The organism is Streptomyces sp. NPDC020731 (assembly GCF_044334705.1).
GTDB lineage: Bacteria > Actinomycetota > Actinomycetes > Streptomycetales > Streptomycetaceae > Streptomyces.
In genome coordinates this window covers 89,836-104,675 of the sequence record NZ_JBIRTN010000005.1, presented here as the reverse complement: position 1 = coordinate 104,675, position 14,840 = coordinate 89,836, and the positions used below count along the sequence as shown (strand labels likewise).

The 14,840-nt window shown below is 73.1% G+C and carries 14 protein-coding genes and 1 pseudogene; 5 read left to right on the top strand and 10 right to left on the bottom strand.

Annotated elements, in window-relative coordinates; translation table 11 throughout:
• Window positions 1-42: 42 nt before the first annotated feature.
• Window positions 43-429: pseudogene (locus tag ACH4VX_RS09305) on the bottom strand (TetR/AcrR family transcriptional regulator); the annotation flags it as partial.
• Between the two features lie 656 nt (window positions 430-1,085).
• Between ACH4VX_RS09305 and ACH4VX_RS09300 the strand changes: the two are divergent.
• Both ACH4VX_RS09300 and ACH4VX_RS09295 read left to right on the top strand, forming a co-directional pair.
• Window positions 1,086-2,363 carry a GAF domain-containing protein gene (locus ACH4VX_RS09300; protein ID WP_398366990.1) on the top strand — a complete coding sequence of 426 codons (1,278 nt, stop codon included), beginning with the start codon at window positions 1,086-1,088 and terminating at the stop codon, window positions 2,361-2,363.
• 102 nt (window positions 2,364-2,465) lie between these two features.
• On the top strand, window positions 2,466-3,989 hold the full coding sequence (locus ACH4VX_RS09295) for an aldehyde dehydrogenase family protein (RefSeq protein ID WP_398366747.1): 1,524 nt from the start codon (window positions 2,466-2,468) through the stop codon (window positions 3,987-3,989).
• Window positions 3,990-4,352: 363 nt separating this feature from the next.
• On the opposite strand, the gene ACH4VX_RS09290 is transcribed toward ACH4VX_RS09295, so the two are convergent.
• The 9 genes from ACH4VX_RS09290 to paaA form a co-directional block, all read right to left on the bottom strand.
• A complete protein-coding gene (locus tag ACH4VX_RS09290; protein WP_398366746.1) occupies window positions 4,353-5,612 on the bottom strand; it encodes a kynureninase in 1,260 nt (419 codons plus the stop codon).
• Complete coding sequence (locus tag ACH4VX_RS09285) at window positions 5,609-6,457, bottom strand: alpha/beta hydrolase family protein (RefSeq protein ID WP_398366745.1); 849 nt, start codon at window positions 6,455-6,457, stop codon at window positions 5,609-5,611. Before ACH4VX_RS09285 ends, ACH4VX_RS09290 begins: the two co-directional genes overlap by 4 nt.
• Window positions 6,447-7,295, bottom strand: coding sequence for a tryptophan 2,3-dioxygenase (locus ACH4VX_RS09280; RefSeq protein ID WP_398366744.1), 849 nt, complete (start codon window positions 7,293-7,295; stop codon window positions 6,447-6,449). The genes ACH4VX_RS09285 and ACH4VX_RS09280 overlap by 11 nt, the downstream gene beginning before the upstream one ends.
• A 25-nt stretch (window positions 7,296-7,320) precedes the next feature.
• Window positions 7,321-8,097, bottom strand: coding sequence for an SDR family oxidoreductase (locus tag ACH4VX_RS09275; RefSeq protein ID WP_398366743.1), 777 nt, complete (start codon window positions 8,095-8,097; stop codon window positions 7,321-7,323).
• A gap of 72 nt (window positions 8,098-8,169) precedes the next feature.
• A complete protein-coding gene (locus tag ACH4VX_RS09270) occupies window positions 8,170-9,303 on the bottom strand; it encodes a 2Fe-2S iron-sulfur cluster-binding protein (RefSeq protein WP_398366742.1) in 1,134 nt (377 codons plus the stop codon).
• Between the two features lie 8 nt (window positions 9,304-9,311).
• Complete coding sequence (paaD, locus tag ACH4VX_RS09265) at window positions 9,312-9,833, bottom strand: 1,2-phenylacetyl-CoA epoxidase subunit PaaD (RefSeq protein ID WP_398366989.1); 522 nt, start codon at window positions 9,831-9,833, stop codon at window positions 9,312-9,314.
• A complete protein-coding gene (gene paaC, locus ACH4VX_RS09260; RefSeq protein ID WP_398366988.1) occupies window positions 9,827-10,618 on the bottom strand; it encodes a 1,2-phenylacetyl-CoA epoxidase subunit PaaC in 792 nt (263 codons plus the stop codon). Before paaC ends, paaD begins: the two co-directional genes overlap by 7 nt.
• 10 nt (window positions 10,619-10,628) lie before the next feature.
• Window positions 10,629-10,940 (bottom strand): 1,2-phenylacetyl-CoA epoxidase subunit PaaB, encoded by a 312-nt coding sequence (gene paaB / locus ACH4VX_RS09255; protein ID WP_125188764.1) that lies wholly within the window; start codon window positions 10,938-10,940, stop codon window positions 10,629-10,631.
• Window positions 10,937-11,962, bottom strand: a complete 1,026-nt coding sequence (paaA, locus tag ACH4VX_RS09250) for a 1,2-phenylacetyl-CoA epoxidase subunit PaaA (RefSeq protein ID WP_398366741.1) — start codon at window positions 11,960-11,962, stop codon at window positions 10,937-10,939. The genes paaB and paaA overlap by 4 nt, the downstream gene beginning before the upstream one ends.
• Before the next feature lie 325 nt (window positions 11,963-12,287).
• Between paaA and ACH4VX_RS09245 the strand changes: the two genes are divergently transcribed.
• The 3 genes from ACH4VX_RS09245 (at window position 12,288) to ACH4VX_RS09235 (ending at window position 14,831) form a co-directional block, all read left to right on the top strand.
• A complete protein-coding gene (locus ACH4VX_RS09245) occupies window positions 12,288-12,536 on the top strand; it encodes an acyl carrier protein (RefSeq protein ID WP_077799511.1) in 249 nt (82 codons plus the stop codon).
• Window positions 12,536-14,020 (top strand): class I adenylate-forming enzyme family protein, encoded by a 1,485-nt coding sequence (locus ACH4VX_RS09240; protein ID WP_398366740.1) that lies wholly within the window; start codon window positions 12,536-12,538, stop codon window positions 14,018-14,020. The genes ACH4VX_RS09245 and ACH4VX_RS09240 overlap by 1 nt, the downstream gene beginning before the upstream one ends.
• A gap of 181 nt (window positions 14,021-14,201) precedes the next feature.
• On the top strand, window positions 14,202-14,831 hold the full coding sequence (locus tag ACH4VX_RS09235) for an enterobactin synthetase (protein ID WP_398366739.1): 630 nt from the start codon (window positions 14,202-14,204) through the stop codon (window positions 14,829-14,831).
• Window positions 14,832-14,840 lie beyond the last annotated feature (9 nt).

Genomic DNA, 14,840 nt, shown 5'->3' with positions numbered 1-14,840 from the left:
CCACCCCCGCACCCGTCGTGCCGTCGTGTGTCCGGCGCCGGGTCACAACCGGTCCAGCAGGTCGACCGCCATCGTCCGGGCGTGCTCCAGGCGCGTACCCGCGCCCTCCGGGCCGGCGCGGGCCATCGCACCCTCCAGCAGGAACGCCAGGTGCTCTGCCGCCGCGCGCGCTTCCTCGGGTCGCCCGGGCAGCAGTTCCTCCAGATGGCCGGCGAGCAGGGACTCGACCTCCTCCTTGTTCCGGCGCACCACGGCCCGGCCCTCGTCCCCGACGGGCAGCTCGGCGGCCGCGTTGAGCAGACCGCAGCCCCTGAAACCGTGCTCGTGGGCATAGGAGGCGTACGCGTCGAAGACGGCCAGCACTCCCCCGCGACCGTCCCGGCCCTGCTCCAGCCGGCGCCGGTACAGGACCAGCCACTCCTCGTGCACTCCGCACACTGCCGCTCGCGATCCGGTCCTTGGGATCACAGCACATCGAGCCGCCGACGTCCTGAACACCGAGCGCACCCAGGACTTCCGGCGTCGATCTCCTCGCCCCGTCCCCGCCACGCGAACCGGTGCCCTGGTCGGGTGCGCCCGCGTACCGCCGAAGGGACAGCTGCTCGGCCGCTCGGTCCAGGACCTCACCACCGTCGTCCCCGACCTGCGCGAGCGCGGTGCCGGCTTCACCTCGCCGCACGAGGCGCCGCTACGACGTCCTTTGCCGGACGTCGTAGCGGCCCCATCGGGCGGCCGGCAGCGGACCGGTGCTACTTCCGTTCAGGACTGCGGTCGCTTCCCGTGGTTCGCCGCGTGGTTGCGGCGCGCCTTCTTCTTGCGGCGCCTCTTCGAGGACATGCGCGTCTCCCTGGTGACATACAGCCGTGAGACCACGTCTCACCCGGCGGTTCCTGGACCGGCCGACGGCGACGGCCCGTTCGGCCAGTGTTCCTCGGGGCGCGGGGCGCCGCCACTCGCACGCCGGCCGACCAGGGCCGGGTCCGGCGCGATCACACGTGCACAGGGCCACCCTCGTCGACATGGTTGTCGCCCCGCGCGCCCCGCGCGACGATGTCCCCCAGCGCATCGCCCTGCGGGAGGCCATGGTGACCGATCCCTGGGTGGCCCTGGAGCCAGGAGCCGACCCTGCCGAGCGCGTACGCGTGCTGCACCGGGCGCACGAGGCCTTCACCGAGGCCGGTACGGTGCCGCGCCCGGTGCGCGGTGTGGTCGCCGAGTCGTGGCGGCGCTCGGCACGCGCCGGGGTGCACCCGGACGGCACCGCCGACATCGAACTGGCGGGCAGTGATCTCGGGGCCTGCCGGGCCGAGCACCCGCTGGCGCGTGTGATGCCGCTGTTCCGGGAGTTGCTGGGCACGTTCGCCTCCGACGGCCGGCACCTGCTGGCGGTGTGCGACGCGCGCGGCAGGCTGCTGTGGGTCGAGGGGCACGCGTCGACGCTGCGACAGGCACGGCGGATGAACTTCGTGCCCGGCGCGCGGTGGTCGGAGAACGCGGTCGGGACGAACGCGCCGGGCACGGCGGTCGCCGTGGGCCGTCCGGTCCAGGTGTTCGCGGCCGAGCACTTCGTACGTCGCGTGCAACCGTGGACGTGCGCGGCGGCCCCGGTCCACGACCCCCGCACGGGGCAGCTGCTCGGTGCCGTGGACATCACCGGCGGGGACGGCCTCGCGCATCCGCACAGCCTGGGGTTCGTGCAGGCCGTGGCACGTGCGGCGGAGTCCCAGCTGGCGCTGCTCACCCCCGGACGCCGGGCTGTCGGCGGGCCCGAACTGGCGGCGCTGGGCCGCGACCGGGCGGTGCTGACGACGGGGGGCCGCAGGATCCGGCTCAGCCGCCGGCACAGCGAGATCCTCGTCCTTCTGACCGGCCACCCCGACGGCCTGACCGGTGACGAACTGCTGTGCGCCCTGTACGAGGACGAGTCGGTGACACCGGTGACACTGCGCGCGGAGCTCGCCCGGCTGCGCCAGGTGCTCGGGCCGGGGCTGCTCACGTCGCGGCCCTACCGGCTCACGGTGTCCTTGGAGTCGGACGTCGCCGTCGTCGAACGCCGGATGGCGGCCGGCGCGGTCACCACCGCTCTGGCCGCCTATCCGGGCCCGCTGCTGCCCGCTTCCCGGGCCCCGGCGGTCGTACGGCTCAGGCGCCGCCTGGCCGACGGCCTGCGCGCCGCGCTGATCGCCCGCTCGGACCCCGACCTGCTGGCCGACTGGGTCCACGCGCCGTGGGGCGAGGAGGATGTGGAGGTGTGGCGGGCGCTGGCCGCGGCCCGGCCGACGGCCATGAACCGGGTCCGTCTGGCCGCGCTCGAATCGGAGCTGAGTGCCCCGGGCGGCTGGGCCCGCTTCGAGGACCGGTGACGCCGCCGCTCTCCCGCAACGTGGTTGCAACGTCCGCCTCCTTACGCTCCGGCGCAGAGCTGCCCAACGGCGGGCAGCGCTGCTGAAGGAGGCCGGTTCCACATGACCCGTTACGCGGCGCCCGGGAGCGAGGGCGCGATCGTCTCCTACCAGCCCCGCTACGACCACTTCATCGGCGGGGAGTACGTGCCTCCGGTCAAGGGGCAGTACTTCGAGAACCCGAGTCCGGTGAACGGGCAGCCGTTCACCGAGGTGGCACGCGGTACGGCGGAGGACGTCGAGGCGGCGCTCGACGCGGCGCACGCGGCCGCGCCCGGCTGGGGACGCAGGCCGGCGACCGAGCGGTCCGACATCCTGCTGAAGATCGCCGACCGCATGGAGGCCGATCTGGAATCACTCGCGGTGGCGGAGAGCTGGGAGAACGGCAAGCCCGTACGGGAGACCCTGGCGGCCGACATCCCGCTGGCCATCGACCACTTCCGCTACTTCGCCGGTGCCGTGCGCGCCCAGGAGGGCTCGCTCAGCGAGGTCGACGACGACACGGTCGCCTACCACTTCCACGAGCCGCTGGGCGTCGTCGCCCAGATCATCCCGTGGAACTTCCCCATTCTGATGGCGACGTGGAAGCTCGCGCCCGCCCTTGCCGCGGGCAACACGATCGTTCTCAAGCCCGCCGAGCAGACACCGGTCTCCATCCACTACTGGCTGAGCCTCGTCTCCGACCTGCTGCCGCCGGGCGTGCTGAACATCGTCAACGGCTTCGGCCCGGAGGCCGGAAAGCCGCTCGCGTCGAGTCCGCGGGTGGCGAAGGTGGCTTTCACCGGCGAGACGTCCACGGGGCGGCTGATCATGCAGTACGCGGCCGAGAACCTGAAACCGGTCACGCTGGAGCTGGGCGGCAAGTCTCCGAACATCTTCTTCGACGACGTGTGGGAGAAGGACGACGAGCTGCGCGACAAGGCCCTCGAAGGGTTCACGATGTTCGCGCTGAACCAGGGCGAGGTCTGCACGTGCCCCTCCCGGGGGCTGATCCAGCGCGGCAACTACCCCGACTTCCTGGCCGCGGCCGTCGCCCGCACCGAGCTGATCAGGCCCGGGCACCCGCTCGACACCGACACGATGATCGGCGCGCAGGCCTCCAGCGAGCAGCTGACCAAGATCCTGTCCTACATCGACATCGGCCGGCAGGAGGGCGCCAAGGTCCTCACGGGCGGCGAACGCGCCGAGTACGACGGTGACTTGAAGGGCGGCTACTACGTGCAGCCGACCATCTTCGAGGGCGACAACCGGATGCGTGTCTTCCAGGAGGAGATCTTCGGTCCCGTCGTCTCGGTGGCCTCGTTCGACGGCTTCGACGACGCGATCAGGATCGCCAACGACACGTCGTACGGCCTCGGCGCGGGTGTGTGGACCCGCGACATCAACACGGCCTACCGCGCCGGGCGCGCGATCCAGGCGGGCCGTGTCTGGACGAACTGCTACCACGCCTACCCCGCGCACGCGGCGTTCGGCGGCTACAAGCAGTCCGGGATCGGCCGGGAGACGCACAAGATGATGCTGGACCACTACCAGCAGACGAAGAACATTCTTTGTTCTTACAGCCCTCGGAAGCTCGGCTTCTTCTAGAGCCTGAAGTCGGGTTGCCCGGAGGCAATCTTGCGCTCCGGGCAACCAAGCTTGCAGGCACCAAATGCAATCAACTGAACTTGTCGAGATCGAAGAGCTTCAGGCCGCACAGCTCACGTCGCACGGCATCCCAGCTCTTTCACCGTCCCTGCGATGCGGAGTCGCCCGTGCTCGCGCCGTCGCGGCCGGACCACCGACGCCGTCGGCCGTCGCACCTCGTCCACCTGACGTGCCCGTGGCGGGAGCAGCGCCCGCCTGGCGGACGTCGGTCGGCGCCCTGGTCGGTCCGGGCGCCGGTCTGGCACTGGAATCGCTCCTGCGCGGCGACGCCGAGGGTGCTGACCACACGTCCGGACCGCCCGTTCAGGTCACCGGGCCCGGGGTGGGCGGTGCCGGATCGTAGTCGGCCTTTTCGGTGAGGTCGCGCAGGCGCGTTGCGGCGGTGAGCATGTCCCGGTGGCTGGTGTAGAGGGCGTTGACGCCGAAGCGGAGCAGGTCGGGCGCGCGCATGTCCGCGATGACCCCGACCTCCGCGAGGGCGACGGCCAGACCGCGGGCGTGGGCGTGGCGGAGGGTGACCTGACTGCCGCGGCGGCCGGGTTCGGCCGGGGTGACGGGGGTGAAGCCCAGAGGGGTCAGGAGTTCGTCCGCGCAGCGCAGGAAGAAGCCTGTCAGCGACAGGCTCTTGGTACGGAGCCGGGCCAGGTCGACGCCGTCGAAGGCGGTGAGGGCCGCTTCCAGGGCGAGCAGGGAGAGGATCGGCGGGGTGCCGATGCGGGCGCGGGCGATGCCGGGGGCAGGCGTGTAGGAGTCGGCCAGGGCGAAAGGATCGGCGTGGCCGGTCCAGCCCGGCAACGGGGTTTCCAGCGTGGCGTGGTGGCGTCGGGCGACGTAGAGGAAGGCGGGAGCGCCGGGGCCGCCGGAGAGGAACTTGTAGCCGCAGCCGACCGCCAGGTCCACGCCCAGACCGTCGACGTCCAGGGGCAGGGCGCCGGCGGCGTGGCACAGATCCCACAGCGCCAGGGCCCCGGCGTCGTGCGCGGCCCGGGTCAGCGTCCGCATGTCGTACAGCTCGCCGGTGCGGTAGTCGACGGGCGAGTAGCTGACGACGGCGACCCGTTCGCCCTCGGCGGCGAGGAGGTCCGGAAGGTCCCCCGGGCGCACGTGCCGTACCTCAAGGTCGCGGCGGCGGGCGACCGCGTCGGCGAGGTAGCGGTCGGTCGGGAAGTGCCCGGGGTCGGTGACCAGCAGCGGGCGGTCCGGGCGGAGGGCGGCGGCGGCGTCGAGGGCGGTGAAGAGCTGCACGCTGGTGGAGTCGCCCGCGATCGTCTGCCCCGGCGCCGCCCCGATGAGCCTCCCGACGGCATCGCCGACGCGCAGCGGCGCCTCCCACCAGCCGGCCGCGTTCCAGGAGCCGATGAGTCCGGTCGCCCACTGGCGCCGTACGACGTCGTCCAGGGCCGCCGGCACGGCGGCGGGCAGTGGGCCCAGGGAGTTGCCGTCGAGGTACACGACGTCCGGCGGGAGCAGGAAGCGTGCCCGGAGGTCGGCCAGGGTGTCGTCGGCGTCCAGCCGTGCGGCCTGCTCGTGCAGGGTGTCGGTTGCGGAGAGTGCGGTGGTCATCGGTGTGTGGCCTCCTCGTCCGCGCGGCCGGCGTCCGCCGGGAAGTGGGCGGCCGCCATGTCCCGGAGGGTGTCGGCGACCGCGCGGGCGCCGGGTGCCCCGGGTTCGATGAGGGTGTAGTGGCCGGTGCCGGGCAGGACGACCGTCCTGAGGTCCTGGTGCACGGCCGCGTAATCGCTGAACTGCGTGAGGGGGACCTCCTCGTCCGCGGCGCCGTGCAGGAGCACGGTGGCCACGCCCGTGACCCCTGTGCCGCGCAGCAGGGTGAGGGGGTCGACCTCGGGCAGGCGGGCCGTGAAGTGCTCCTCGCCGCCGAGGAGTTGCAAGGCGGCGTCATCGCTGAGGCGGTCGCGGCGGGTGGCGGTGAGGTCGGTGATCGGGGCGAGGGCGAGCACACTCGTCGGCAGGGTGCGGGTGTACCAGCGGGAGGCGGGCGGCAGCAGGCCCCGGGCGGCGCACCACAGGGCCAGGTGGCCGCCGGAGCAGTGGCCTGCCAGGACGTAGGGGCGGCCTGCGGGCAGCGTGTCGACGATGCGGGCGATGTCGTCGAAGGTCTCGGGGTAGCCGCCCGCACCGCCGGACCGTCTGAAGCCCGGGAGCAGCACATTGAACCCCTGCGTGGACAGCCAGTCGGCGAAGGGGGTCAGGTGCATCCGGTCGTAGCGCCAGTAGCCGCCGTGCAGGAGGATCACCAGCGGGGCGTCCGGGTCCTCGGACGGCCAGGCGTCGTAGGACTGGTGGGGGTGGTCGCCGTAGCGGCCGTGCACCGGGGCCAGGACCGGCTTCAGGCTCAGGACCCGTCGCTCCTCCTCGGCCGCGAAGGCGGAGATCGGCCTAGACGTCACCGCGCACCTCCCACAGTTCGGGGAAGACCGGCCGGGCCGCGCGCTGTTCGAGCCAGGCGAGCCCGGCGGATCCGGCGCTGCCCGGTTTGGCTCCCATGGCGCGGCGGACCACCAGGACGTGGTCGAACCGCCAGCGGGTGACGAGTTCGGCGATGTCCGTGAGCAGTTCGCCCAGGGCGAGGTGGGGGTGGTGCTGCGGACCGGCGTAGACGTGCCTCCACGCCTCCACCACGCCGGGGTCTCCGTCGTAGGGGCGGATCACGTCCCGTTCGCGGACATGGGCCGGGACCGGCAGGCCCTGGCGGTGGAGGTAGGCCAGCACGTCGTCGTACAGGGACGGTTCGCGGTAGGTCTCGGCGAGCGCCTCGTGGACGGCCGGGTCGCCGCGGTGGGCGCGCAGCAGTCCGGCGGACTTGTCGCCGAGGAGGAACTCCATATGCCGGTACATCGCCGACTGGAAACCCGAGGCCCGGCCGAACGCGGCCCTGAAGCCGTTGAACTGGGCAGGCGTCAGGGCGGCGATGGGCTCCCAGGCGCCGCTCAGAGCGGTCAGCGCGCGGCGGCTGCGCACCAGCGCGTCCATGGCGGCGGGCAGGTCGTCCTTGGCGAAGGCGACCTTGGCGGTGCGCCACTCGTGCACGATCAGGGTGAACCACAGCTCCATCACCTGGGTGGTGACGAGGAAGCCCATCTCGTCCGGGGCCTCGGTGAGCGGGTGCTGCAGCGTGTTGAGGACCGAGGCGTGCACATACGTGTCGTAGGGGCTGGCGCCCTCGAAGGGGCAGGTCAGGGTGTCGTCGGTGGCCGGTGCGTCGAGGGTGGTCGTGCGGTCGTTCATCACATCTCCCAGGAGTGCGTAGGGGTCACACACCGAGGTGGGCGCCGCCGGAGGCGTCGATCCACTGACCGGTCACCCAGCGGGCGTCGTCGCTCGCGACGAAGGAGACGACGTCCGCGATGTCCACCGGGTCGCCGAGCCGGCCGAACGTGGAGGCCTCGGAGTAGCGGCGGCGGATCTCCGGGACGGCGAGGGTGGGGTTGATCTCCGTCTCGGTGTAACCGGGTGCGACGGCGTTGACGGTGATGCCCCGCGGGCCGAGCTCCTGGGCCAGGGAGAGGGTGAGGTAGTCGAGGGCGGCCTTGGTCATGGTGTAGGAGACGATCGCCGGGAAGGCGACGCGGGTCGCGACGGAGGAGATGTTGACGATCCTGCCGCCGTCCCGCAGGCGGTCCAATCCGCGCTGGATGATGAAGAACGGCGCCTTGGCGTTGATGGCGAAGACGCGGTCGTAGTCGGCCTCCGTCACCTGGGCGATGGGGCGGGGTACGGTGATGCCCGCGTTGTTGACGAGGATGTCCAGGTCCGCCGGGGCGTCCTGCTGCGCCAGGGCGTCGTCGAAGGCGGACCACAGGGTGTCGGCGTCGCCGGGGACGCCGAGTTCGGCGTGGACGGGGAAGGCGCGGCCGCCGTCGGCCTGGATCTCCTTGACGGTCCGCTCGGCTGCCGTCGGGTCGTGGCCGTAGTGGACCGCGACGAGGGCGCCTTCGCGGGCGAGGCGGTGACTGATGGCTCTGCCGATGCCCCGGCTGCCTCCGGTGACCAGGGCGGTCTTCCCCGTGTGGCGGGCGGTGGCGGTCATCGTGGGTCTCCTTCGCTGAGGGGAGGCGCTGACGGATCAGGCGTCGAAGTCGAACGTGCTCGGGATGGCCGATCAGGCGTCGAAGTCGAGGGTGATCTCGGGAGTGCGGGGCCTGGCGCGGCAGACGAGCGTGTAGCCGGCGGCACGGTCGCGTACGTCCAGGGCGTGCTGGCCGTCCGCCGTCACCTGTCCGGACACGACCTTCGCGCGGCAGCTGCCGCAGACGCCCTCCCGGCAGGCGTAGGGCACGTCGGGGTGGCTGCGCAGCAGTGCGTCGAGCAGGACCGGGTCGTCCGGCAGGACGGCGGCGGCACGGCGGCGCCCGTCGAGCAGGGCCGTGACCCGGTACTCCCCCGCCCTCGGCGCCTGCCCGAGCGGCTCCGGCTCTGGTGGCTGCCTGTCCTCGGCGGTGAACAGCTCCCAGCGGACGAGCGAGGGATCCGCGCCGAGGCCTGCCAGCACGTGCCGGGCGGTGGTGACGAGGCCGGGCGGTCCGCACAGGGCGAACGTGGTGTCCGGGCCCGGCCGGGCGTCCACGGCGGCCAGCAGCCGGCGCACTCCGGACGCGTCCAGCCGCCGTGCGAGCGGACCGCCCCCGCTCCCCCGGTCCTCCCGCGTCAGCACGTACAGGACGGTGAAACGGTCGACGAACTCGTCCTTGACCTGCGCCAGTTCATCGGCCAGCACGGCGTCGGCGGAGGTGCGCACCGAGTGGACCAGACTGACGCGGCAGGTCGGGTCCCGGCGCAGCGCGTGGGCGGCCATCGGGGCCAGGGGGGTGATGCCGGTGCCGCCCGCGAGGAGCACATGATGGGCGCCCGGCAGCCGCGGCAGGGCGAAGGCGCCGGTGGGCGCGGAGAGTTCCAGACGCGCGCCGGGTACGAGCCGGGTGGTGGCGTACTCGCCGAAGCCGCCCGGGCCGGAGCGTTTTATCACCAGGCGGAGCGCCGAGGGGGCGTGCGGTGGTGGGCAGAGCGAGTAACTGCGGCGCAGTTCGGTGCCGGCGGCCTGCCGGTGCCGGACGACGACGTGCCGGCCGGGGTGGTGGGCGAAGACATCGCGCAGGTTGGTGGGCACGTGCAGGGTGACGGCGACCGTGTCGGCGCTCAGGTGACGGACCTCGCGGACGTCCAGCGGGTGCCAGCCGGAGCGGCGGGGCGGGCCGGCCGGTGCCTCGTCGAGGAGGGCGGGCGGGGCGGTGTTCACGGTGTGCCTCACAACGCGGTCAGGTGGGGGAAGGGCTCGCGGCACGCGGTGCACCACAGCACCGACTGACAGCGGGCCGGGCCGAAGGCGCTGTGCGGCCGGGTGGCCCTTGATCCGCAGTGCGGGCAGGGCACGGCGCCCAGCGCGACGGGGACCGGGCTGTCGGGTGCCGGGGTCACGGGTGGCGCGATGCCGTGCGCGGCGAGCGCGCGCCGCCCCTCGGGGGTGATGCGGTCCGTCGTCCAGGGGGGCGTCAGGACGTGCCGGACGCGGCCGTCCGGGTGGCCGCAGGAGGTCAGGACCTCCCGCACGGCGGCGGTGATCTCGGGCAGCGCGGGGCAGCCGAGGTAGGTGGGCGTGATCTCCACCTCCAGCACGCCGTCGGCGCCGGGGGCGACACGGCCCACCACGCCGAGGTCGCCGAGGCCGATCACCGGCAGTTCCGGGTCCGGGAGCGCGGCCACCCGCTCGCGCACCTCCTGGGCGGAGCGGCGGGCTGTGACCGCAGCGGGCGTGGGTGCGTTCACCAGGTACCGCCGGGGAACTGCCTGCGCACGGACTGCAGTTCGGCGATCAGTGGCCCGAACTCCTCGGTGTGCAGGCCCGCGCGGCCGCCGGTGGCCGACCAGGTGGGAGCGGGCACGGCGAGGCCCGCCTCGGTGACGACGCCGGTGACCCGCCCGAGCCATGTGTCACGCAGGGGTGCCGGGGAGGGCACGGTGCCGGACGCGGCCAGGCGGCGCAGGAGGTCGTCCTCCTCGAAGAGTTCGCCGGTGTAGGGCCACACCCGCTCCAGGGCGTGTCGCATGCGGCGCGCGCTCTCGGCGGTGCCGCGTCCCAGGGTCTCCGTCCAGCGGTCGGCGTGCAGCCGGTGGAAGGCGACCTCCTTGGCGGCCCGGGCCCCGAACGCGGCGAGCTCGGGGTCGACGCAGTGCGCGAGGTTCTCGTAGTGGAGGACGGCGTAGTGGGTGTAGGCGAGTTGCCGGGCCACCGTCACGGCGAAGTCGCCGTTGGGCAGCTCGGTCAGCAGGGCGTTGGTGAACTCGCGCTCCGAGCGGGTGTAGGCGAAGTCGTCCTCGGTGCGGCCGGTTCCGTCGAGGCGGCCGGCGCGGGTGAGCAGCGCGCGGGCGTGGCCGATCAGGTCGAGGGCGATGTTGGACAGGGCCAGGTCCTCGTCGATGGTCGGCGCACGGGTGATCCACTGGCACAGCCGCTGTCCGAGGATGAGCGCGTCGTCGCCGAGGCGCGTCGCGTACCGGGCCAGATCGGGGTGGGCGGCGGACGGCGGCACGTCCGGCAGGGTGCCGGGGCGCACTGCCACAACGTCACTCGTCGTGCTCACCTTCGGGGCCCTTCTCGGTCAGCGGTGCGTAGTGCTCGGGGTAGCGGTACGGCTTGTGGCGGGCGCCCGCGAAGTACGGGTCGCGTTCGTCCGGGGAGGCCGTGTGCACGGCGTCGGAGCGGACCACCCACAGCGACAGGGGTTCGCCCCGGCGCGTGTACAGGTCGCGGGCGGCGGCCAGTGCCGCGTCCGGGCCGGCGGCACGCACCGACCCCACGTGCTGGTGCGCCAGGCCCCTGCGGGCGCGCAGGAACACCTCCCAGGACGCCGGCGCGCCCTGTCGTGCCGCGCTCATGCGGCCGCTCCCCGCGGCTCGTCCGTCCTCGCGGCGTACGCGACGGCGGCCTCCCTGACCCAGGCGCCGTCCTCGTGCGCGGCCAGGCGGCTCGCGATGCGCTGCCGCGCCCAGTGGGTGTCGTCGCCCAGGGCCGTGCGGTAGGTGTCCCAGTCGACGGGCGTGAAGTCGTAGTGCCCGCGCTCCTCGTTCCAGCGGATCGCCGGGTCGGGCAGCGTCAGGCCGAGGCGCTCGGCCTGCGGGACGCAGGTGTCGACGAAACGCTGGCGCAGCTCGTCGTTGGGGTGGCGCTTGATACCCCAGGCCATCGCGCGGCGGGAGACCGCGGCCCCCAGCGCAGCGGTCCGCGCGTCGGCGCCGCCCGCCTCCGTGTCGGGCGGTCCGAACATCAGCGCCACCGCCGGCAGCCACCAGCGGTTCACCGCGTCCTGCGCCATCTCCTTCTGCTCCGGGGTCCCCTCGCACAGGGTGCGCATCAGGTCGTAGCCCTGACGCACGTGGAAGGCCTCCTCCTGGCAGACGCGGCGCATCGCCCGGGCATAGGGCCCGTAGGACGTACGGCACAGGGGTGCCTGGTTGATGACGGCGGCGCCGTCCGTCAACCAGGCGATGGCGCCGGTGTCCGCCCAGGTCAGCGCGGGATGGTTGAAGGTGGCCGAGGCGCGCTGCCGGCCGTGGTGCAGGGCGTCCAGCAGGTCGGCGCGGTCCACGCCGAGTGTCTCGGCCGCGGAGTACAGGTACAGGCCGTGGCCCGCCTCGTCCTGCACCTTGGCGAGCAGGACCGATTTGCGATGCAGGGACGGGGCTCGGGTGAGCCAGGCGCCCTCGGGCTGCATGCCGATGATCTCGGAGTGGGCGTGCTGGGCGATTTGACGGACCAGCATGCGGCGGTAGCCGTCGGGCATCCAGTCGCGCGGTTCGATCGTCTCGCCGTCGGCGATGAGCGCGTCGAAGTGGGCGAGCAGGTCGGCCTCGTCCGCGGTGGCGGAGGCCGTGGTGGTGGCGGTGGTCGACGCGGTCACCGGACACCGCCCGGACGTGCGGCGACCGTAGCGGCGGTGCCGTGCTGCGGGCACCGTCGCGGGGACCGGACCCGTACCGGCTGCCTGGGCACGCACATCACTCCTTCGGTTCGACGACCGCCCGCGCGGGGTGCCGGGCGGAGCGGGTTGCTTCGTTGCGATAAGAGGCCGGGCGTGCGGCCCGGCTATCCCCGCACCGCGAGGTTCGGGTGCGTGACAAAGCTCACGGGGCGGTCCGGGGAGTGCGGCCGGGCCGCGGCGGCCTCTTGAGGAGGTGACAGTCGTGGACCGCGGCGGCCGGCACGCCGAGGCGAAAGGGGAAACCATGAGCACCATCAGGGAGTTGCTGGTCGAACTCACCGGCACCGTCGAGTACGCCGACCGGATCGGCGACGACGCCGACCTGGCCGCCAGCGGCATCGACTCCGGGGACCTGGTGCGCCTGGTCCTGCTGGTCGAGCAGCGGCTCGGGGTCGAAATCACCGCCGAGGACATGGAGGAGCTGCGCACGATCGGTGACTACGAGCGTTTCGTGGCCGAGCGCGCGGGCGCCGGCGCGAGCGGCGGTGCGTGATGTGGCTGACGCAGCTGCTGGAGCGCAACCGCCAGTGCCGGCCCGGCCGGATCGCGCTGGTGGACGACGAACGCAGCGTCACCTGGGCCGAGCTGCACGACCGTACGCGGCAACTGGCCCACGGCCTCGCGGAATTGGGTATCGGGCGGGGTGACCGGGTGGCCGTGCTCTCCAAGGACCGGATCGAGGTCCTGGAGAGCTACTTCGCGCTGGCCCGCCTCGGCGCGCTGTTCGTGCCGCTCAATCACAGCCTGACCGAGCTCGAGGTCGCCGGGATCGTCGAGCGCGTCGGCGCGGTGGCCGTCCTCGGCGAGTCCGAACTGCTCGACCGCCACGCCGAACTGCCGAAGTCGGTGCGCCTCCGGGTCGCCTTCGACAAGCCCGCCTTCGCGGCGCTGGGCACCCTGGCCGAAGAGCGGGAGCTGCCGGACGTCGCCGACACCGACCCCATCGCCGTACTGCACACCTCGGCGACCACCGGGCAGGCCAAGGGCGTGACGGTCGACAGCGCGTCCTTCCGCGCGATCGCCCTCGGCTGGCTCGTGATGGCCCGCCACACCGACGACATCGTCATGGTCAACTGCTGCCCTCTGTACCACGGCAGCATGGTCGTCTCCCTCACCTACCTGGCGGCCGGAGCGACGATCGTGCTGATGCCCGGATTCACTCCGCAGCGGGCGCTGTCGGCGGTGGAGCGGCACCGCGCCACGCACATGTGGCTGGTGCCTCAGATGCTGCGCTTCATGCTCCAGGCGAAGGCGTCCGGGCACACCGACCTGTCCTCCCTGCGGGAGGTGCTGTACGGGGCCGCCCCCATGCCGCTCGACGTCTACGCCGACGCGGTCGAACGGCTCGGGTGCGGCTTCCGGCAGGTGTACGGCATGACCGAGGTGGGGGGCCCGTTCGTCACGCTCGGTCCCGACGAGCACCCCGCGCCCGGGGACGTGACCGCCCGCATCCCGTGCGGACGGGTCGTGCCGGGCATGTCCGCCCGCGCTGTCGACGAGGCAGGCCGGGAACTGCCGGCCGGCGAGATCGGCGAGATCGTGGTGCGGGGGCCGGGCGTCATGCAGGGCTACTGGAACGACCCGGAGGCCACCCGCGAGATCACCCGCGACGGCTGGATCAGGACAGGTGACCTCGGCTTCATGGACGACGAGGGCCGCATCAGCCTGGTGGACCGCACCAAGGACGTGATCATCCGCGCGGGTCAGAACGTCTACCCCTCCGAGATCGAGCGCGCCCTGATGACCCACCCGGCGGTCCGGGATGCGGCGGTCGTCGGCATGCCCGACGAGGACTACGGCGAGGTGCCGCTGGCCTACGTGACCCTGGAGGCGGGCGCGGAGCCGAGCACCGCGGAGTTGCTCGCACACGTGACGGGGCTGCTCGCGCCGTACAAGCGGCCGCGGCGGGTGGAGTTCGTCGAACAGGTGCCGCGCAATCCCGCCGGCAAGATCATCAAGAAGCTGCTGCGGGTATGAGGGCGCGCGAGGGCGGACGGCGATGAGTGAACGCCCGACACGCCCCGGGCCGGCCACGACGCGGACGCCGTGGCCGGCCCGAGCCGGTGCGGAGCTTGTGCCGGCGGTTCGGGGCTGCGGGAGACCCCTGTGGTGGGGCCGGGCTGAAGAGGGGCCGCACCGTGGCGAGCCGTTGCCGTGGGTGCGCGATGACCTGGCCGCGCTGCGTCCGCTCCTTCTCGCCGCCGGACTCGGGCTCGGTGTCGCGGCCGCATCCGAACCGGGTGCGGAACCGGCCGGGCCCGCCGAGGCGGCTGCCGCGGCGTCGATGCCGGAGCAGCGGCGGCGGGAGTTCCTGGCCGGCCGGCGGGCCGCCCGCCGGGCCCTGTGGGCGGTGGGGCTGGACTGCGGTGAGATCCCCCGGTCGGGGCGCCTGCCGGTGTTCCCGCCGGGCCGGGCCGCGTCCATCTCGCACAGTGCGGGGATCGCCGTCGCCGTGACGCGCGGTGCCGACGGGGAATTGCCTCTCGGCTGTGACCTGGAGCTGCGGCCCCTCCCCCGCGAGGCGGCCCGTCTGGTGCTGCGTGCGGACGAGGAGCCGCTGCTCGTGGTCTGGTCGGTGACCGCGTTGTTCTCTGCCAAGGAATCTGCGTGGAAGGCCCTCGCCGTGGCGGACGGGGGCCTGCGGGACCTGCGGGCCTCGTCCTGCGGGGACGAACTGCGTGTCTGCCTTCGCGTGGATCCCGCGCGTGCCGTGCGGGTGCGGGTCGTACACGCCGGGCCGGCGGGAGTCTTCAGCTACGTGACCGGCTGGGATGCCATTCCCGGCTGACAGAAGCCG